Genomic DNA, 19,640 nt, shown 5'->3' with positions numbered 1-19,640 from the left:
CGACACCCAATGAGCTGGCTCAAGTGAGTCAATGAGTCAGTAAGTTGGGCGAGTGAATGTAGCTAACAACCCTGCGACGTCAAGGACGAAGGGGATAAATTAATAAATTAAGAGGATTACCATGCTGGATAAAACACGTTTACGTATCGCGATGCAGAAATCGGGTCGCCTGAGTGATGAATCCCAAGAGTTGTTGTCCCGCTGCGGGATTAAAATCAACCTGCAACAGCAGCGCCTGATAGCCTTCGCAGAGAACATGCCCATCGATATTCTGCGGGTCCGTGATGATGATATCCCCGGTTTGGTGATGGATGGTGTGGTCGATCTGGGTATTATCGGCGAGAACGTGCTGGAAGAAGAGTTACTTAATCGCCGCGCTCAAGGCGACGACCCTCGCTATTTCACCCTACGTCGCCTGGATTTTGGTGGCTGCCGCCTGTCACTGGCCGCCCCACTGGATGCTGAATACACTGGGCCGCAATGCCTGCAAGATACGCGTATCGCCACCTCTTATCCGCACATTTTAAAACAGTATCTCGATAAACAAGGCGTTCGTTTTAAATCCTGTTTATTGAATGGTTCTGTTGAAGTAGCCCCGCGTGCTGGTTTGGCCGATGCCATCTGTGATTTGGTGTCCACCGGTGCCACGCTGGAAGCCAATGGCCTGCGCGAAGTTGAAGTGATCTACCGCTCAAAAGCCTGCCTGATCCAACGTGATGGTGAAATGTCCGTTGATAAACAGCAACTGATTGACCGCCTGATGACCCGTATTCAAGGGGTGATCCAAGCGCGTGAATCCAAGTACATCATGATGCACGCGCCGAGCGAACGTCTGGACGAAATCATTACTCTGTTGCCAGGGGCTGAACGCCCAACCATTCTGCCACTGGCCGGTGACAAGAGCCGTGTTGCCATGCACATGGTCAGCAGCGAAACGTTGTTCTGGGAAACCATGGAGAAATTGAAGGCGCTGGGTGCCAGCTCCATTCTGGTATTACCGATTGAAAAAATGATGGAGTAACCCATGCAGCCGACGAATTTCAATACCCTGATCAACTGGCAACAATGCAGTGAAGAACAGCAAAAAGCACTGTTGAGCCGCCCGGCCATCAATGCATCCGAGAGGATCACTGCGGCGGTCAGTGACATCCTGGACCGGGTGAAAGCGGAAGGCGATAGCGCCCTGCGTGATTTTAGCCAGCGTTTTGACCACGTGCAGGTCGCGGATATCCGTATCACTGCATCAGAGATCGCTGCGGCCTCGGCGCGCCTGAGTGACGATGTCAAGCACGCCATGGCACAGGCGGTACGTAATATTGAAATCTTCCACAATGCGCAGAAACTGCCGGTGGTGGATGTTGAAACTCAGCCGGGTGTGCGTTGTCAGCAAATCACGCGTCCGATTGCTTCCGTCGGCTTGTATATTCCCGGTGGTTCTGCACCGTTGCCATCAACCGTACTGATGCTCGGCACCCCAGCACGTATTGCCGGTTGTCAGCGGGTCGTTTTATGTTCTCCACCGCCTATTGCCGATGAAATTTTGTATGCCGCTCAACTGTGCGGTATTCAGGAAGTGTTCCAGATCGGCGGGGCACAAGCGATCGCCGCCATGGCATTCGGCAGTGAATCAGTACCTAAAGTGCACAAAATTTTTGGGCCGGGCAACGCTTATGTCACTGAAGCAAAACGTCAGGTTAGCCAGCGTCTGGACGGTGCTGCCATCGATATGCCCGCAGGCCCATCGGAGGTGTTGGTGATCGCCGACAGCGGTGCTACACCTGCGTTTATCGCGGCGGATTTACTCTCACAAGCGGAACACGGGCCTGATTCTCAAGTGATCTTACTGACACCTGATGCCGCTATCGCACAAGCGGTGGCAGTCGAAGTTGAGCAACAACTCGCGCTGTTATCCCGAGCCGATATTGCTCGTCAGGCACTGGAAAGCAGCCGTTTGATCGTGACCAACGATTTACAGCAATGCATTGATATCAGTAATGCATACGGCCCTGAGCATTTGATTCTACAAATTCGTCAACCGGAAGAAATCATTGACCAGATTGATAACGCTGGCTCCGTGTTTATGGGCGATTGGTCACCGGAATCGGCTGGGGATTACGCCTCGGGCACCAACCACGTACTGCCAACCTACGGTTATACCTCAACCTATTCCAGTTTAGGTTTGGCTGACTTTGTTAAGCGCATGACCGTACAGCAATTAACACCACAGGGTTTGTTAGGGCTGGCCTCCACCATCGAAATACTGGCACAGGCAGAACAACTGACTGCACACAAAAATGCAGTGACTCTGCGCGTTACCGCCCTGACCGCCTTGAATAAGGAGTAAGCATGAGCCAATCTAATAACATCACGGATCTGGCCCGTGCCAACATCCGTGCCCTGACTCCTTATATGTCCGCACGTCGGTTAGGCGGCAATGGCGATGTGTGGCTGAATGCTAACGAATATCCGCTGGGCACTGAATATCAGTTGACCACGCAAACCTTCAATCGCTATCCCGAGTGTCAGCCTAAGCACGTTATTGAGCGCTATGCCGCTTACGCCGGTTTACCGCCAGAGCAAGTACTGGTCAGCCGTGGTGCTGATGAAGGTATCGAGCTGCTGATCCGCGCATTCTGTGAGCCGGGTCAAGATGCCATTTTATTCTGCCCACCAACCTACGGCATGTACGCCGTCAGCGCTGAAACCTTTGGTGTAGAACGGCGCACCGTACCCGCTCAGGCTGACTGGCAGTTAGATTTACCGGCCATTGCCAACAATCTGGATCAGGTAAAAGTGATCTATGTTTGCAGCCCAAATAACCCGACGGGTAATTTAATCAACCCGGCTGATTTACAGGCGGTGCTGGCACTGGCGCAAGGCCGCGCGATTGTCGCCATCGACGAAGCCTATATTGAGTTTTGTCCACAAGCATCGGTCAGTAATTGGCTAAAAGATTATCCGAATTTAGTGATTTTGCGCACCTTATCGAAAGCCTTTGCATTAGCGGGTTTACGTTGTGGCTTTACGTTAGCCAACAGCGATATCATCCAATTGCTGCTTAAAGTGATCGCCCCCTATCCGTTATCTACGCCAGTGGCGGATATTGCCGCGCAAGCACTCAGCCCACAGGGAATTGAGCAAATGCGCCAACGGGTCAGTGAAGTACGAGCTAACCGCGCATGGCTACAATCCGCACTGCAAGATTGCGCCTGTGTCGAACAGGTGTTCACCAGCGAAAGCAACTATTTGCTGGCCCGCTTTACCGCGTCCAGCAGCGTATTCAACGCATTGTGGGATCAGGGCATTATTTTGCGTGATCAAAATAAACAACCGGGGTTAGCCAACTGTCTGCGCATCACCATTGGCACCCGTCAGGAGTGTGAGCGAGTGATTGCCGCCCTTGCCCCACTGCCCGGCATTGATAACTCAAATAACATTGATAACCAGAATAAAACCAATTCTCAGACCTCCAGCATCTGTAAGGGAACGATATGAGCCAGAAATTTCTTTTTATTGACCGCGACGGCACCATCATTGCCGAGCCACCAACTGATTATCAGGTTGACCGGTTGGATAAACTGGCGCTGGAGCCTGATGTCATTCCCGCATTGCTGGCGTTGCAAAAAGCAGACTACAAACTGGTGATGATCACTAATCAGGATGGCCTCGGCACCAGCAGTTTCCCGCAGGAAACCTTCGATCCGCCACATAACCTGATGATGCAAATCCTGACGTCTCAGGGGATCAATTTTGAACAAATACTGATTTGCCCACATCTGCCAGCGGATAACTGCACCTGTCGCAAGCCGAAAACTGCGCTGGTAGAAAGCTATCTGGTAGATGGCGTAATGAACAGCGCCAATAGCTATGTCATCGGTGACCGTGAAACTGACCTACAACTGGCCGAGAACATGGGCATCAGCGGGTTACGTTATCAACGTGATGGCTTGAACTGGACGCAAATTGCCAAACAACTGACCCAGCGCGACCGTCACGCCTATGTTAATCGCGTGACCAAAGAAACCGCCATTGACGTTAATGTCTGGCTGGATCGCGAAGGGGGAAGCAAAATTAAAACGGGCGTGGGCTTCTTCGACCATATGCTGGATCAAATCGCCACCCACGGCGGTTTCCGCATGGATATTCAGGTCAGTGGCGATCTGTATATTGATGATCACCACACGGTGGAAGATACCGCGCTGGCGCTGGGCGAAGCGATCAACATCGCACTGGGTGACAAACGGGGTATTGGCCGCTTTGGATTTGTATTGCCAATGGATGAGTGCCTGGCACGCTGTGCCTTGGATATTTCTGGTCGCCCACATTTGGAATACAAAGCTGAATTTAACTACCAGCGTGTCGGCGATCTAAGCACCGAGATGGTCGAGCACTTCTTCCGCTCCCTTTCGTATGCCATGGCCTGTACCCTGCACCTGAAAACCAAAGGTCGCAACGATCATCACCGAGTAGAAAGCCTGTTTAAAGTATTTGGTCGTACCTTGCGTCAAGCCATTCGCGTTGAAGGCAATACCCTGCCAAGTTCAAAAGGAGTGCTGTAATGGATGTGGTGATCCTGGATACCGGTTGTGCCAATCTCTCCTCTGTCACCTATGCGGTACAGCGTTTGGGTTATGCACCGGTTATCAGCCGCGACCCGGCAGTCGTCTTGCGAGCAGACAAACTGTTTATGCCGGGTGTGGGCACCGCCCATGCCGCCATGGAACAATTGAGGCAACGCGAGCTTATCGAGCTGATAAAAAGTTGTACTCAACCTGTCCTGGGGATCTGCCTTGGTATGCAGTTACTGGCAACCAGCAGTGAGGAAAGTGGCGGGATCACCACCCTCGGGATGATTGATACACCTGTAAAAAAGATGACTGATTTTGGGTTGCCGCTGCCGCATATGGGGTGGAATCAGATTACCGCACAAGCCGGTAACCATCTGTTCCGTGGTATCCCTGACGGAACCTATTTCTACTTCGTGCATGGATATGCAATGCCAATATGCCCAAATACCATCGCCCAAACCAATTACGGCGAGCCGTTTACCGCCGCAGTAGAAAAAGACAACTTCTTTGGCGTGCAGTTTCATCCGGAACGTTCCGGAGCGGCTGGGGCCCAATTGATGAAAAACTTTCTGGAGATGTAAACACCATGATTATTCCCGCTTTGGATTTGATCGAAGGCAAGGTGGTGCGTTTGCATCAGGGCGATTACGGCCAGCAACGTGATTACGGCAATCACCCGCTCCCGCGTTTACAAGATTATCAGCAGCAAGGTGCTCAGGTTTTACACTTGGTGGACCTGACCGGAGCCAAAGATCCAGCCGCTCGCCAGATCCCACTACTGCGCGAATTACTGGCCGGTGTTGATGTGCCGGTGCAAGTCGGCGGCGGTATCCGTAATGAACAGGATGTCGTGGCCTTACTGGAAGCTGGAGCAGCAAGGGTGGTGGTGGGTTCAACTGCCGTTAAGCAACCCGAAATGGTGCAGCAGTGGTTTGAGCGTTACGGTGCCGAGGCCATCGTGCTGGCATTGGACGTTCGCATTAATGAGGCTGGCTGCAAACACGTCGCCATCAGTGGCTGGCAGGAAAACTCCGATGCGACGCTGGAGCAAATCGTCGAACAATATCTGCCCTACGGTCTGAAACACGTCCTCTGTACCGATATCTCACGCGATGGCACGCTGAGTGGCTCGAATGTTGAACTGTATCAGGAAGTGTGCCAGCGTTATCCACAAGTGGCGTTTCAGGCATCTGGCGGTATCGGTTGTCTGGATGATATCGCCCGCTTACGCGGCAGCGGTGTACAGGGCGTAATTGTTGGCCGTGCGTTACTGGACGGCAAGTTTAACGTGAAGGAGGCTATCGCATGCTGGCAAAACGTATAATTCCTTGTCTGGATGTGAAAGACGGCCAGGTCGTTAAAGGCGTTCAGTTCCGTAATCATGAGATCATTGGCGATATCGTGCCTTTGGCACAGCGCTATGCTCAAGAAGGGGCTGATGAGTTGGTGTTTTACGATATCACTGCCTCATCCGATGGCCGTGTTGTTGATAAAAGCTGGGTAGCGCGGGTCGCAGAAGTGATCGATATTCCTTTCTGTGTGGCCGGTGGGATCAAAAGTGTCGAAGATGCAGGCCAGATCCTGACATTCGGTGCAGATAAAATCTCAATCAACTCACCTGCACTGGCAGACCCAACACTCATTACCCGTTTAGCTGACCGCTATGGCGTACAATGCATCGTGGTGGGGATTGATACCTGGCATGACGCCGAAAGCGACAGCTATCAGGTTTATCAGTTTACCGGTGATGAGAAGCGTACCAAAGCCACCACTTGGCAAACCGAAGATTGGGTCAAAGAAGTCCAGTTACGGGGGGCCGGTGAGATTGTATTAAATATGATGAATCAGGACGGCGTGCGTAACGGCTATGATTTGCGTCAGCTTCAACAGGTGCGTGCTATTTGCCACGTTCCGTTAATCGCCTCTGGCGGTGCCGGGACACCGGAGCACTTCCTTGAAGCCCTCCGCGACGCGGATGTTGATGGCGCGCTGGCGGCATCGGTATTTCATAAACAAATCATTAATATCGGCGAATTGAAAAAGTATTTGTCTGAACAGGGCGTGGAGATAAGAGTGTGTTAACAGAACAACAAATCAACCAATTAGATTGGGAAAAAGTCGATAACCTAATGCCAGCCATCGTTCAGCATGCCGTATCCGGCGAAGTTCTGATGATGGGGTATATGAATCAGGAAGCACTGGCGGTCACTGAGAAAACCGGCAAAGTCACCTTCTTCTCTCGTACCAAACAGCGTTTGTGGACCAAAGGCGAACGCTCTGGTCATTTCCTTAACGTAATGAATATTTATCCTGATTGTGACAACGATACGTTGCTGATTCTGGTGAACCCTATCGGCCCAACCTGCCACTTGGGCAATAGCAGTTGCTTCGCGCCTGCGGCCAGTGACTGGAGTTTCCTGTATCAACTGGAGCAGTTGTTGGCATCACGTAAGTCTGCTGATCCAGCCAGTTCTTACACGGCAAAACTGTATGCCAGTGGCACCAAACGTATCGCGCAGAAGGTGGGGGAAGAAGGGGTTGAAACCGCACTGGCCGCCACAGTGAATGACCGTGAAGAGCTGACGAATGAAGCCTCTGATTTGATGTATCACCTGCTGGTGTTATTGCAGGATCAAAATTTGGACTTCAGTACCGTGATTAGCCGCCTACGGGAACGCCACGAGAAATAATTTTCTGGCTGGCTCGCTGGCAAAAAAAACGCCTCCAGCTTATCACTGGGGGCATTTTTTATTGGATAGCGTTAAACGGGTGAGTCGCCTGTATCTTAAACCCTATGGTCTCAACGGCCCGCCCAGCACGAAGTGACTCGGAGCGTGCACACAGTACGTGAGGAGTCCGAACACTGCGCAATCCTGGAATAGCAAAGCACAGTTGCCGTTAAAGGGATTACGCCATCCACTCAGTATGGAACACACCTTCTTTATCTGTCCGCTTATACGTATGCGCACCGAAATAGTCACGCTGTGCCTGGATCAAGTTAGCAGGCAGCACGGCTGAACGGTAGCTGTCGTAATAGTTAATCGCAGCAGAGAATGTTGGCGTTGGGATACCGTTTTGTACCGCATAAGACACCACATCACGCAGCGCTTGCTGGTATTCATCAGCAATTTGCTTGAAGTACGGTGCCAGCAGCAAGTTAGCGATATCTGCGTTTTCTGCATAAGCATCAGTAATTTTTTGCAGGAACTGAGCACGAATAATACAGCCAGCACGGAAAATCTTCGCGATTTCACCGTAATTCAGATCCCAGTTATTCTCGTTAGATGCCGCTTTCAGTTGAGAGAAACCTTGTGCGTAAGAAACGATTTTACCCAGATACAGCGCGCGACGAATTTTTTCGATAAACTCGGCTTTATCACCGGTGAAAGGCTGAACTTTAGGACCAGTCAACACTTTAGAGGCAGCAACACGTTGATCTTTCAGAGAAGACAAGTAACGGGCAAACACAGATTCAGTGATCAGTGTTAACGGCTCACCCAAGTCCAGAGAACTTTGGCTGGTCCATTTACCGGTGCCTTTGTTGGCAGCTTCGTCCAGGATCACATCAACCAGATAGTTACCGTCTTCGTCTTTCTTGGTGAAGATGTCTTTAGTGATATCAATCAGGTAGCTGTTCAGTTCGCCTTTGTTCCACCCAGCAAAAGTACTGGCCAGCTCTTCATTGCTCAGACCCAGAGACTGTTTCAGCAGTGAATAGGCTTCGGCGATCAATTGCATATCACCGTATTCGATACCGTTGTGAACCATTTTAACGTAATGGCCAGCACCGTCAGCACCGATATAGGCAACGCAGGCGTCACCATCATCAGCACGGGCCGCAATTTTCTCAAGGATCGGGGCAACCAATTCGTAGGCTTCTTTCTGGCCACCCGGCATGATAGAAGGGCCTTTCAATGCGCCCTCTTCACCACCAGACACGCCGGTACCGATAAAGTTAAAGCCTTGTGCAGAAAGTTCACGGTTACGACGAATGGTGTCTTTGTAATAAGTATTGCCACCATCAATCAGAATATCGCCTTTATCAAGATGCGGCGTCAGTGAAGCGATCGTTTTATCTGTTGCTTCACCCGCTTTCACCATCAGCAGGATACGGCGCGGTTTTTCCAGTGAATCAACAAACTCTTCAACGGTATAACTCGGCACCAGATTCTTACCTGGATTCTCGGCAACCACTTCGTCGGTTTTGTCTGATGAACGGTTAAAAATAGAAACGGAATAGCCACGGCTTTCGATGTTGAGCGCCAGGTTACGGCCCATCACCGCCATACCGACAACGCCGATCTGTTGTTTGGACATTAAAAAAACTCCTGTCTGAAGGATAACACCTGTTACCAGCCTTAAGGCCAACAGGTTTTTGATGTGGGAAACATGTTAACTCAGGATTATGTCAGCTGGGTAGTGATTGGTGCGATAGATAGCACAACTGACCAGTTGCTGTGCGCACACGTTTGCTTTCGCGAGGTTATCGGTCAATAAACGCAAATCCACCTGCCAGTTTGTACAAAAATCTATCGTAAGGATAACCTCAGATAGCTGACAAACCCCGATGACTCCCTTAGAACGGTGAGGATAGGCAGAAGAGTAAAGCGCCCGCACCACAAATGGCGCGGCTCGATCCCCCAAGGATTGCTTTTCTATCTATCGGATATATCTATTATCGGATATGTCTCTATTATCGGATTATGTACCCGTTACCGTTGATTGAGTTTACGCAACGAAATCCTTTAACCACGACTTAAACTCAGCACCTTGCTGTGGGTGACGCAAACCATAAGCCACATAAGCTTGCATATAGCCGAGTTTCTCACCGCAGTTATAGGACTTACCGGTTAAGGCGACCGCATCAACCGCCTCCACCGCAGCCAAAGCATCAATAGCATCGGTCAGTTGGATACGCCCCCAAGCGCCGGGTTTAGTCTGCTCCAACAATGGCCAAATATGCTCTGACAGCACATAGCGCCCTACCGCGGACAGATTTGATTGTAAGTCTGCACAGCTTTGTGGCTTCTCGATCATGGCATTAATCCGGCTACTCTCCCCTGGCAGCAAGGTCGATTTCTCACATGAAACCACCGAATAATTAGACAGTGTTTCAGGATCTACCGAATGAACCAAAACTTGGCTGACCCCTGTTTCTTCAAAGCGTTGCACTAATTGAGCCAGATTATCGCGGGTTAAATCAGATTGTTCATCATCAATCAGAACATCTGGCAGCAAGACAACAAATGGCGAATCCCCCACTAACGGTTTGGCACATAAAACAGCGTGGCCCAATCCCTCAGGATGCCCTTGACGAATGTGCATTATTGTCACACCCGGTGGGCAAATCGACTGTACTTCATCCAATAGCTGGCGCTTAACACGAGCCTCTAGCATCGCTTCCAATTCATAGGAGGTATCAAAATGGTTTTCTACGGCGTTCTTGGATGAATGGGTTATCAGAATGATTTCGTTGATGCCAGCAGCAGCACATTCGTTCACCACATACTGGATCAGTGGCTTATCAACGATTGGCAACATCTCTTTCGGAATAGCTTTGGTCGCCGGAAGCATTCTCATGCCTAAACCAGCGACGGGGATGACTGCTTTCAATTTGGTCATGCTTACCTACAGATTCTATAAGGTAAATTAAAAATCGGCATACACTCAGCCTGACAATGCATCATTTAGTCGAGTTGCTGTTTCAGCCAGACAGTAAACTTTTCGCCTTCAGTATTATGGCGAACACCATAAGTCACAAAAGCTTTCATATAGCCTAGTTTATCGCCGCAATCATGAGATTTACCCGTCATATGAAATGCCTCTACGGGTTCTTGCTGCATTAACATCGCAATGGCATCGGTCAGTTGAATTTCATCCCCCGCACCGCGAGGTGTTTTCTCAAGCAACGGCCAGATGTTTTTAGATAAGACATAGCGCCCAACCACGGCAAGATTAGACGGGGCCTCGGCTATAGCCGGTTTTTCTACGACCGCTGTCATCAACGTGCTTTCGCCTGGCGCTAATGCCACGAGGCCACAATCCGCAATACCGTATTTGGAGACATCCGCTTTGGGCACTGGCTCAACCATGATTTGGCTATGGCCGGTCTCTTCGAAGCGCTTAATCATACTAGCAAGATTTTCTTTTGATAAATCAGCCGTTGAATCATCAAGTAGTACATCCGGTAGCATGACGATAAAAGGATTATCCCCCACCATCGATTGAGCACATAACACCGCATGCCCCAAACCTTTAGCATGACCCTGCCGCACTTGCATAATCGTGACATCCGCCGGGCAAATATTTTTGATCTCTTTCAATAACTGCCGCTTAACCCGTGATTCCAGCGCGGCTTCCAGTTCAAATGAAGTATCAAAATGATTCTCTATCGCATTCTTGGATGAATGGCTCACCAGTACTATCTCTTTAACCCCGGCGGCAACACATTCATCCACAATATACTGGATCAGGGGTTTATCGACGACCGGGAGCATTTCCTTCGGAATAGCTTTAGTCGCTGGCAACATACGGGTACCTAGCCCAGCAACAGGAATGACGGCTTTTAAACACTTCATTACTCTGACCTCTTCAATTTTGAGCCGCTGTCCCCTTCTTACCTGAAGTTACAGCGTTGTTAGCCACATTCTCTCATCTGAATCACTGTTCTGAGCCAGTTCATCAGTGCCGCCTACCCGTAACGCTAATGACTTTAAGATCGCAGAGGGTGATTGATGCCGTAGGCCAGGTGAGACAATCAGTGGTGACTTATTATTCATTAATCTTTCGTCAGTTTACATCAGAAGGTTCTTGATTACATTTTAAAAATATCAATAAACATTTCAATAATAGATACGTTTAGTAAAAAAATTGATACTGTGTTTTTTAAAAAAATACAATAAATAAATTGAGAGTTAAGAAAAAATTCACTTATTAATGAAATGAACACATGAAGCAATACAGCCAGAAACCTTCTCTAGAAAACAAAATACCCATAATGACAATGCGGAGCACCACCTTAATAAGGCAACACACCTTCATTTCGGATAACGACACGAGCAACAAATTATATAATATAACAGCCTTATTATAACCAAATGTTATTTTTAACTATTTTTTATATCAAAATGGTTATTCCATTCAACTTAACTAATTATATTACTCCGTAATAATTACTCTCGTATTTCAAACAGATACAACCCTATACTTAACAAAGTTACATACTTGCTTTACCTTGACAATATGCTGTCATGCCAACAAATTAAAAACTCAGTTATGTTGTCACATTACATAACAAAATAGCGATATAAATGATTATTATTTTACATAAATAATAATCATTTGCATCTAAGTGAGCGTAATGATATATATAACCCTCCTTGAATGGAATAATGACTCCTCTATTTTAGCTTTAGAATTACCCACATGAATTATATACATAAATCGCATATGGATATTAAACCATAACGGAAATCAGGGCTTATCATTAAATTAATTCATCCTCTACTAATAGGGACACTATAGAGATGGTTTCACAACGTCAATTCAATGAAAATAATATCCAACATCTTAATGGTGAAAATTGGTCTCACGCCAATGTACATGTAGTAGGAAAAATATTGCGTGAACTGACTCACGAGAAATTGATTGCCCCAGTCTGCCTGGTTACACAAGATGATGGCTATAACCACTATAGCTTCACTCCAGACCAAGACCGAATAGAATACCTTTTTAAAGCAAAACGTTATCAACTTGACCACCTGGATATTGAACCAGGCACCTTAACAAAAACCCTTGATGGACACTCGCAGCCACTGGATGCATTACAGCTGATTATTGAATTAAATAACCGGCTTGGTATCTCAGAAAAAATGCTGCCCGTCTATTTGGATGAAATCTCCAGTACCCTTTATGGTTACGCTTTTAAGTACCATCAGAATAACCTTAGCGCCACACAATTGGTTCACGCCAATTACCAAACTGTAGAAACAGCGATGAGCGAGGGCCACCCTGTTTTTATCGCGAATAATGGCCGCATTGGTTTTGATATTACAGACTACGCTGCCTATGCACCGGAAAGCGCCCATCCAATTAATTTAATCTGGATCGCAGTGCATCAGGATAAAACCGTATTTTCCAGTTTTACCGGCCTCAGCTACCCACAATTAATGCAGGAGGAGTTGGGCGATTACCAATGGGAACAATTTACTCAGTATTTAACGTCTCGTGGGCTAACCGCCCAAGATTATTTCTTTATGCCCCTGCACCCTTGGCAATGGCATGAAAGGATTGCTACCAGCTTTGCGGCGGACCTTGCACGTAACGACATTATTTATTTAGGCCAAGGGCAGGATAGTTATCTGGCCCAACAATCCATTCGAACATTTTTCAATCTCTCTAATCCACACAAAAATTATGTTAAGACGGCATTATCTATTTTGAATATGGGCTTTATGCGTGGGCTTTCCCCTCATAGCATGGCAACCACGCCCCAGGTCAATGAATGGCTTAGCGGTTTAATTGAGCAAGATACTTTCTTTCAGCAGAAAAAATTTACCTTGCTATGCGAAAGAGCCGCTATGGGGTATTTCAACCCCCATTTTGAAACCGCTTTAATTAAAGATAATCCCCATAAAAAAATGCTCTCGGCCCTGTGGCGAGAAAGCCCTATGCCAAAACTTGCCAGCCACCAGCGTTTAATGACGATGGCCTCTTTACTGCACAGTGATAATGCAGGTAACTCGGTAATTTTCGCCTTGGTACACTCATCGGGGTTAAGTGCAGATGCATGGATAGCACACTATCTGGATGCCTATCTTTCGCCTTTATTACACGCCTTCTTTACTTACGACTTGGTATTTATGCCCCATGGGGAAAACCTGCTGTTAGTCCTGGAAAATAACGTTCCAGTCCATGTCTTGATGAAGGATATCGGTGAGGAAATTGCTATTTTAAATGGGGATATTAGGCTACCGGATGCCATCAAATTCCTACATGTCACTATCGAAGACGATATGAAGATCAATTACATTTTTCTGGATATTTTCGACTGTTTTTTCCGTTACCTCACGCCGTTACTGCAAAAAAATTTGAATCTTAATGAGCACCAATTCTGGCGGCTGGTAGCTGACTGCATCCATACCTATCAAGACCAACACCCTGCCATGGCTAAAAAATTCAAGAAGTTCGATCTCTTTAAAGCTGATTTTGTCCGTACCTGTCTTAATCGGCTACAGATGGCGAATAATCAACAAATGATCGATCTCGATGATCGAGAGAAGAATCTGAAATTTGCCGGCACATTAGTCAACCCAATTCATGTTTTCAAAACCACGTACTGACCCACATGGTCTGCCGTATTTTTACGAGACACCTATTTTTACGACATACCGATTTTTACGACATACCTGCTTTGGCAACATCACGTTTTATCACGTCAAGATTCACAATAACTATATCTTTAAAAATCAATATATTGAAACACAAAAACTGGCATTTTTACCACACCATAAAGACAAACTTCCCTATTTTTATTTAGTGAGAATAATTAGATGAGAATATTAGAAAGAAGTCACGGCAAAAGCCGAATGCTTTTTAACCGCACGCACACCACCAAACCAGCGGCATGGGTGCTTGCCGCTAATGTATCGTTGTTGAGTTGCGCATATGCCGCTACTGACGAGAATAATAGTCAGAAAAAAGAAAGAGAAAGCAACCCCGCGAATACCACCATAACCGTCACGGCATCACCATTGCGTCATGCTGGCGTCACAGAAGACAGTGGCAGCTACAACACATCATCAATGTCGACAGCAACTGGCCTGAATATTTCAGCGCGGGAAACCCCACAATCGGTGAGTATCCTCACTAAACAGCGTATGCGCGATCAAAACCTGAACAGCGTCGAAAGTGCCGTGAATAACATCACCGGTATCAGTATGCGCCAGTTTGACAGTGATCGTTTCGGTTTTACCTCTCGTGGCATGGCCATTAATAATGTTATGCGAGATGGCGTCGCCACCTTTTACGATACCCGTTTTAATTATGGCGATAACACGCTCGATACCGATATGTTTGATCGTATTGAAGTGGTTCGAGGCGCGGCAGGCTTAATGGCTGGGCCGGGTAACCCTTCCGCCATCATTAACCTTGTGCGCAAACGCCCCACTCAGGATTTTCGTGGTAGTGTTTCGGCAGGTGTTGGTTCATGGGATAAATGGCGTACGGCGCTGGATCTCTCTGGCCCCCTCAATAGTGAGGGTAGCGTACGCGGGCGTTTTGTCACGGCTTATGAAGATAAGAACTCTTTTGTTGAGCGCTATGATCAAAGTAAAAACCCGTTTTACGGTATCTTGGAAGTCGATGTCACCCCCAACACCCTGCTCACTTTTGGTGCCGATACTCAACGGACTCTAACCCGTGGCGGTATGTTTGGTGGGCCTCCTCTGTTTAACAGCGCAGGCGGGCGGACAAATTATGCTATTTCCACCACCACCGCATCGGATTGGGCATCCGCTGAAACACGGACTCAAACGCTGTTTACCAGTCTGCAACATGATTTTGATAACGGCTGGAATATTAAAGGCACCTTTACCTTTGATAACGATAAGCTGCTCCAAGACGTGCTGTGGCCCACCGGTTATCCCGATCCACAAACCAACATTGGTATGCGGCCAGGCAGCCTGTCACTGATTGATGGTGCCCGCCGTCAGCAAAATTATGATATTCAGGTCAATGGTCAGTACAGCCTGTTTGGGCGACAACATCAGCTAGGTTTTGGTTGGAACCGCCAGCGACAAAATGTTGATAACGACTATTATCTCGCGACCTGTAATGCCACCAGAACCTGTCCCGGCCTTGGGGACTTCACCCAGCCGGGCTGGCAATATCCTAAGCCCGTTTGGAGTGATAAACGGGCTTATGGTTCGAAAGGGCGTAGCGATCAATCCTCGCAATATGTGGTGACCCAACTGTCTCTGATCGATCCGTTAACATTGATCCTTGGTGGCCGCCTGACCACTTGGGAAACCCGTGGTGATAATTTCGGTACGCCACAAAATGCCCGTTATAAGAATGAGTTTGTCCCATACAGCGGCCTGACTTATGACATTAATCGCGATTTGTCGGTCTATACCAGTTATACCGAAATATTTAACCCGGAAAACCGTCGGGACCGTAATAACACATTATTGGCCCCGGTGAGTGGACAGAATTACGAAGCCGGTTTGAAAGGTGTTGCCTTCGATAATAGCCTCGATTATTCACTGGCCGTGTTTGAAATTCGTCAGAATAATATGCCCGTACCGGATACCACCGCCCCGCGCTTGCCGGATAACAGCCAGCCTTACTTTGCCGTAGACGGTACCAAAACCCGTGGTTTTGAAGCGGAAGTCAGTGGAAAAATCACTGAAGACTGGAATATTTCTGCGGGCTATACCCAGTACAATGTAAAACTGCCGAGTGCGAATACCCAGACACCTGTCACCCCAGTCACGCCACGGAAAGTCTTAAAATTCTTCACCACCTATACCTTACCGGGGCAACTAAACGATCTGACCATCGGCGGTGGCGTCAACTGGCAAAGCCAAATCTACAGAAATCTCAGTAGCCCCATCGGCATTCAACAAATCGGTCAAGGCAGTTTTGCCATTTACAGCCTGATGAGCCGCTACCAGTTTACCCCTCAGCTCTCCTTAACAGTTAATTTGGATAACCTGTTTAATCAGCACTACTACACACAAATCGGCCAATACAACCAATACTTGATAGGCTCTCCGCGCAATGTGGATGCCACCGTGCGCTACACCTTCTAAGGAGTGCAGTTGGATACCCTCACAGCCGGTCACTTTTCCGGCTGTATCTTTTGCCAACGTCTTCATCAAGCACGATCGATATGGATACACCAAATGAATAAAACGCGAACCTGCGCCACATTGGCTCCCCGTTGGTTAGGCGATATTTCTTTTATATTAGCGGGTCTACTTGCGCTGTTTTTTTTGCTTTCTGTCGGCGATAGCCATGCCGAAACCGGTGCTGTGCCCACCACACAGAAAAATGGTTTCCCACGGAAAATTACCAGCGCACTTGGCACCGCGGTCATTGAGCGTCCACCTCAGCGTATTGTGGCCCTCGGCGCAGGCGCAGAAGACATTGTGCTGGCATTGGGCAAGGTTCCGGTGGGTATTGAATCCCACACATGGGGAGGTGATAAGCAGGGTTATTTACCTTGGTTCCGGCAGGCGTTGGAACAACGGGGCGAGCCACTGCCTCAAGTGCTTAATATGTATCCCGAGTTGGATATTGAGCAGTTAATCAATTTAAAACCCGATGTGATTATCGCGACTCAGTCAGGGATGAGCCAAAGCCTGTACGACCAGCTATCCCGCTTTGCACCCGTCGTGGCTTATCCCGGCCAGCCGTGGCTGACCAGTATCACGCAACAAGTTGAATTAATAGGTCAAACTCTCGGAGAAGAGTCACAAACCAGCGCGTTATTGCAAGGGTTAAAAAATACCTTATCCGCTGCGGGCCAAACGGTACCTGGGATTAAAAACCTGCGTTTTGCTTACATTAAAGCGGCCAGTAGCAATACCAACTTATCGGTGTATGTGGCAGGCGACCCACGGGTTGATACCTTAATCGCCATGGGTATGCAACTCGCCACATCCATCAAAGACCTCACAGCATCGCGAGGTAGCTTCGCCGCTAATCTTGGGCTGGAAAATGCTGATCGGCTGGATGATGCCGATATTTTAGTGACCTGGTATAGCAGCGAACAAGAGCGGCGGCGGGTTGAAGAAAAACCCTTATTCAACGCGATGGCTGCCGTGCAACGCGGCGGATATATCCCGCTGACCGATCAAGCGATCGTCATGGCGATGTCCTATGGCACACCGCTGAGCGTTCAGTGGGGGTTGCAACGCTTTATGCCATTGCTCGCTGAAAAAGCGCGCTATTTGGCTAATACCCAAGAGACACTGCCATGATACATAACACGGTCCGACAATTACGAAAATACCGCATCTTAGGATGGATGGGGTTACTACTGCTCACATTAATCTGTGTGTTAGCTAGCCTGACACTAGGGGCGAAGACCTTGCCACTCAGTGCAATCGGGCACTATTTGGATATGCACTATTTGGATACACACACCGCTCATATCAGTCATAACGATCTGGTCATTGACGCCAGGATCCCCCGCACACTGATTGGCCTATTGGCTGGCGCTGCACTGGCCCTATCCGGTGCGGTGACTCAGGGGCTATTGCGCAATCCACTTGGTGACCCTGGATTATTGGGGGTCAATGCCGGTGCATCGGCGATTATCGTCAGTTTTGCGTTCTTCCCCGCATTGGCAGTAATACCGCGATTTTGGCCTGCCCTACTCGGTGCAGCACTAGCCACCCTGCTGTTTTATCTGTTGGGTGGCGGGCAACGAAATACCCACTCAGTACGTTTGGTGCTTACCGGTGCGGCCATCAATGCCTGCCTGTTTGCCTATGTACAGGGGGTGGTGTTACTCAACCCTGCGGTGCTGGAGAATTACCGCTTCTGGATGATGGGTTCGCTGGCGGCTACATCAGCATCAGCCATGCTGGCAGTGCTACCCTATTTTGTCATCGGCTTGGTGATAATCTTCGCCATCGCCCCTTCGCTGAACGTGATGGTATTTGGCGAAAACGTCGCTACCGCCATGGGGGCGAATACCGTTCGTATCCGTATGTCAGCATTGGTAGGCGCAACATTGCTGGCCGCTGCCGCGACGGCAGTAGCGGGTCCGGTCGCTTTTATTGGTTTGGCTGCCCCTCATCTGGGCCGAGCCATGACTGGCTCAGACTTTCGCTGGTTACTGCCATATTGCCTTCTGCTCGGCCCGATCCTCTTGCTGAGTGCCGATGTAGTAGCCCGTATTATCATCGCCCCCGGCGAAGTGATGGTTGGTGTGATCACCGCGGCCATAGGAGGGCCATTGCTTTACGCGGTGGTCAACAGTAAAAAAGGTATAGTCTATGCATCCCGTTGATTCATTCAGAACGCTGACGTTGGGATCTTGGGTCTTTTTAGCCCCCGCCCGCCGGACTGGGGTTTACCTGCTGCTGATATTGCCCGTTTTACTGCTGTGCCTCACCGCTGCGCTAATGCTAAGCCCCAGTGGTTTCGAATGGGGAAAAATGCTGGCGGTATTGGCTGGCGAAGGTAGCCAGTACGAGGAATTTATCTTACTGCAATTACGCTTACCAAGAGCATTGGTTGCCCTGGGTGCCGGTGCCGCACTGGCCATTTCCGGCGCTATTTTCCAAACCACAACCCGCAACGCCTTAGCTAGCCCTGATATTATCGGTATTACCGCAGGCGCTTCCGCAGGCGTGGTTGCCACTCTACTCATTTGGCCGGGGGTAATGCCTGTACCGTTGGGCGCATTCATCGGTGCCTGTACTGCGGTGACTTTAGTCTATGCGGGTAGCATAAGCATCCTGTCTCATCCAGAGAGAATTATCATTTCCGGTATCGCCGTTGGTGCCGTGTGCATCGCGTTTGTTAACTTTGCGACTTCACAGATCCGTCTGGAGCAGGCGAGTCAGTTAGCCGCCTTGCTAAGCGGCAGCTTGGCGGAGAAAAACTGGCGGGATGTCGGCATCATCAGCCTGACATTGGTGCTGGTTATGCCGGGTCTGGTGTATCTCAGTCGTCAACTTAATTACCTGAGCCTTGGGTCCAGGGTTGCCCAGCCGCTAGGCGTCAATATTCGCCAGACGCATTGGCTAGGTCTATTGGTTGCCATCGCACTGGCGACGGCGGCGGTATTGGTTGTCGGGCCGGTCGCCTTTATCGCTCTATCAGCCCCTCAGATTACCCAACATCTGGTGAAGGCCAACGGCATTTCCCTGTTATGTACTGCCTTAATGGGCGCATTTCTATTATTGGCGTCAGACATCATTACCTTGCTATTACCAACATCTTCACGGCTCCCCGTGGGCGTTATTACGGCTGCGGTCGGGGGTGGGTATCTGATGAGCTTGCTGTACGCCGAAGTGAGGAAAATAAAGTGATATCCCAGCGAAAGCTAACATC

The 19,640-nt window shown here is 48.9% G+C and carries 17 protein-coding genes; 13 read left to right on the top strand and 4 right to left on the bottom strand.

The window, feature by feature from the left end; translation table 11 throughout:
- Nucleotides 1–121: 121 nt before the first annotated feature.
- Genes hisG through hisIE form a run of 8 tightly spaced genes read left to right on the top strand, consistent with a single transcriptional unit; the run spans nt 122 to nt 7,258 of the window.
- On the top strand, nt 122–1,021 hold the full coding sequence (hisG, locus tag AC971_RS02085) for an ATP phosphoribosyltransferase (RefSeq protein ID WP_002211896.1): 900 nt from the start codon (nt 122–124) through the stop codon (nt 1,019–1,021).
- Between the two features lie 3 nt (nt 1,022–1,024).
- Complete coding sequence (hisD, locus tag AC971_RS02080) at nt 1,025–2,344, top strand: histidinol dehydrogenase (RefSeq protein WP_025383479.1); 1,320 nt, start codon at nt 1,025–1,027, stop codon at nt 2,342–2,344.
- A 2-nt stretch (nt 2,345–2,346) separates the two neighbouring features.
- On the top strand, nt 2,347–3,495 hold the full coding sequence (gene hisC / locus AC971_RS02075) for a histidinol-phosphate transaminase (RefSeq protein WP_025383478.1): 1,149 nt from the start codon (nt 2,347–2,349) through the stop codon (nt 3,493–3,495).
- Nucleotides 3,492–4,559 (top strand): bifunctional histidinol-phosphatase/imidazoleglycerol-phosphate dehydratase HisB, encoded by a 1,068-nt coding sequence (hisB, locus tag AC971_RS02070; protein WP_025383477.1) that lies wholly within the window; start codon nt 3,492–3,494, stop codon nt 4,557–4,559. Before hisC ends, hisB begins: the two co-directional genes overlap by 4 nt.
- Nucleotides 4,559–5,149, top strand: coding sequence for an imidazole glycerol phosphate synthase subunit HisH (gene hisH, locus AC971_RS02065; RefSeq protein ID WP_025383476.1), 591 nt, complete (start codon nt 4,559–4,561; stop codon nt 5,147–5,149). Before hisB ends, hisH begins: the two co-directional genes overlap by 1 nt.
- A gap of 5 nt (nt 5,150–5,154) precedes the next feature.
- Entirely contained in the window at nt 5,155–5,892 is a 738-nt protein-coding gene (gene hisA, locus AC971_RS02060; protein WP_002211891.1) for a 1-(5-phosphoribosyl)-5-[(5-phosphoribosylamino)methylideneamino]imidazole-4-carboxamide isomerase, read from the top strand.
- Complete coding sequence (gene hisF / locus AC971_RS02055) at nt 5,874–6,650, top strand: imidazole glycerol phosphate synthase subunit HisF (protein WP_025383475.1); 777 nt, start codon at nt 5,874–5,876, stop codon at nt 6,648–6,650. The genes hisA and hisF overlap by 19 nt, the downstream gene beginning before the upstream one ends.
- A complete protein-coding gene (hisIE, locus tag AC971_RS02050) occupies nt 6,644–7,258 on the top strand; it encodes a bifunctional phosphoribosyl-AMP cyclohydrolase/phosphoribosyl-ATP diphosphatase HisIE (RefSeq protein WP_025383474.1) in 615 nt (204 codons plus the stop codon). Before hisF ends, hisIE begins: the two co-directional genes overlap by 7 nt.
- A gap of 217 nt (nt 7,259–7,475) precedes the next feature.
- On the opposite strand, the gene gndA is transcribed toward hisIE, so the two are convergent.
- From gndA to AC971_RS24105, 4 genes are all read right to left on the bottom strand, one after another.
- Nucleotides 7,476–8,885, bottom strand: a complete 1,410-nt coding sequence (gene gndA / locus AC971_RS02045) for an NADP-dependent phosphogluconate dehydrogenase (protein ID WP_025383473.1) — start codon at nt 8,883–8,885, stop codon at nt 7,476–7,478.
- A 411-nt stretch (nt 8,886–9,296) separates the two neighbouring features.
- Nucleotides 9,297–10,190, bottom strand: a complete 894-nt coding sequence (gene galU / locus AC971_RS02040) for a UTP--glucose-1-phosphate uridylyltransferase GalU (protein ID WP_025383472.1) — start codon at nt 10,188–10,190, stop codon at nt 9,297–9,299.
- Nucleotides 10,191–10,255: 65 nt separating this feature from the next.
- Nucleotides 10,256–11,146, bottom strand: a complete 891-nt coding sequence (galU, locus tag AC971_RS02035) for a UTP--glucose-1-phosphate uridylyltransferase GalU (RefSeq protein WP_025383471.1) — start codon at nt 11,144–11,146, stop codon at nt 10,256–10,258.
- 48 nt (nt 11,147–11,194) lie between these two features.
- Entirely contained in the window at nt 11,195–11,347 is a 153-nt protein-coding gene (locus AC971_RS24105; protein ID WP_155408926.1) for a hypothetical protein, read from the bottom strand.
- A 747-nt stretch (nt 11,348–12,094) separates the two neighbouring features.
- Between AC971_RS24105 and AC971_RS02030 the strand changes: the two genes are divergently transcribed.
- The 5 genes from AC971_RS02030 to AC971_RS02010 all read left to right on the top strand — a co-directional run bounded on the left by AC971_RS02030 (nt 12,095) and on the right by AC971_RS02010 (nt 19,618).
- Nucleotides 12,095–13,909 (top strand): IucA/IucC family protein, encoded by a 1,815-nt coding sequence (locus tag AC971_RS02030; protein WP_025383470.1) that lies wholly within the window; start codon nt 12,095–12,097, stop codon nt 13,907–13,909.
- Between the two features lie 210 nt (nt 13,910–14,119).
- Nucleotides 14,120–16,381, top strand: coding sequence for a TonB-dependent siderophore receptor (locus AC971_RS02025; RefSeq protein WP_025383469.1), 2,262 nt, complete (start codon nt 14,120–14,122; stop codon nt 16,379–16,381).
- 93 nt (nt 16,382–16,474) lie between these two features.
- Nucleotides 16,475–17,554 carry an iron-siderophore ABC transporter substrate-binding protein gene (locus AC971_RS02020; protein WP_025383468.1) on the top strand — a complete coding sequence of 360 codons (1,080 nt, stop codon included), beginning with the start codon at nt 16,475–16,477 and terminating at the stop codon, nt 17,552–17,554.
- Nucleotides 17,551–18,591 (top strand): FecCD family ABC transporter permease, encoded by a 1,041-nt coding sequence (locus AC971_RS02015; protein ID WP_025383467.1) that lies wholly within the window; start codon nt 17,551–17,553, stop codon nt 18,589–18,591. Before AC971_RS02020 ends, AC971_RS02015 begins: the two co-directional genes overlap by 4 nt.
- The gene (locus AC971_RS02010) at nt 18,578–19,618 is read left to right on the top strand and encodes a FecCD family ABC transporter permease (protein ID WP_025383466.1); all 1,041 of its coding nucleotides are present in this window, start codon (nt 18,578–18,580) and stop codon (nt 19,616–19,618) included. Before AC971_RS02015 ends, AC971_RS02010 begins: the two co-directional genes overlap by 14 nt.
- Nucleotides 19,619–19,640: the final 22 nt, after the last annotated feature.

The sequence above is a fragment of the Yersinia similis genome (assembly GCF_001053095.1).
Taxonomy (GTDB): domain Bacteria; phylum Pseudomonadota; class Gammaproteobacteria; order Enterobacterales; family Enterobacteriaceae; genus Yersinia; species Yersinia similis.
Note: the sequence above shows the minus strand (reverse complement) of the source record. Positions and strands in the feature narration are given on the sequence as shown.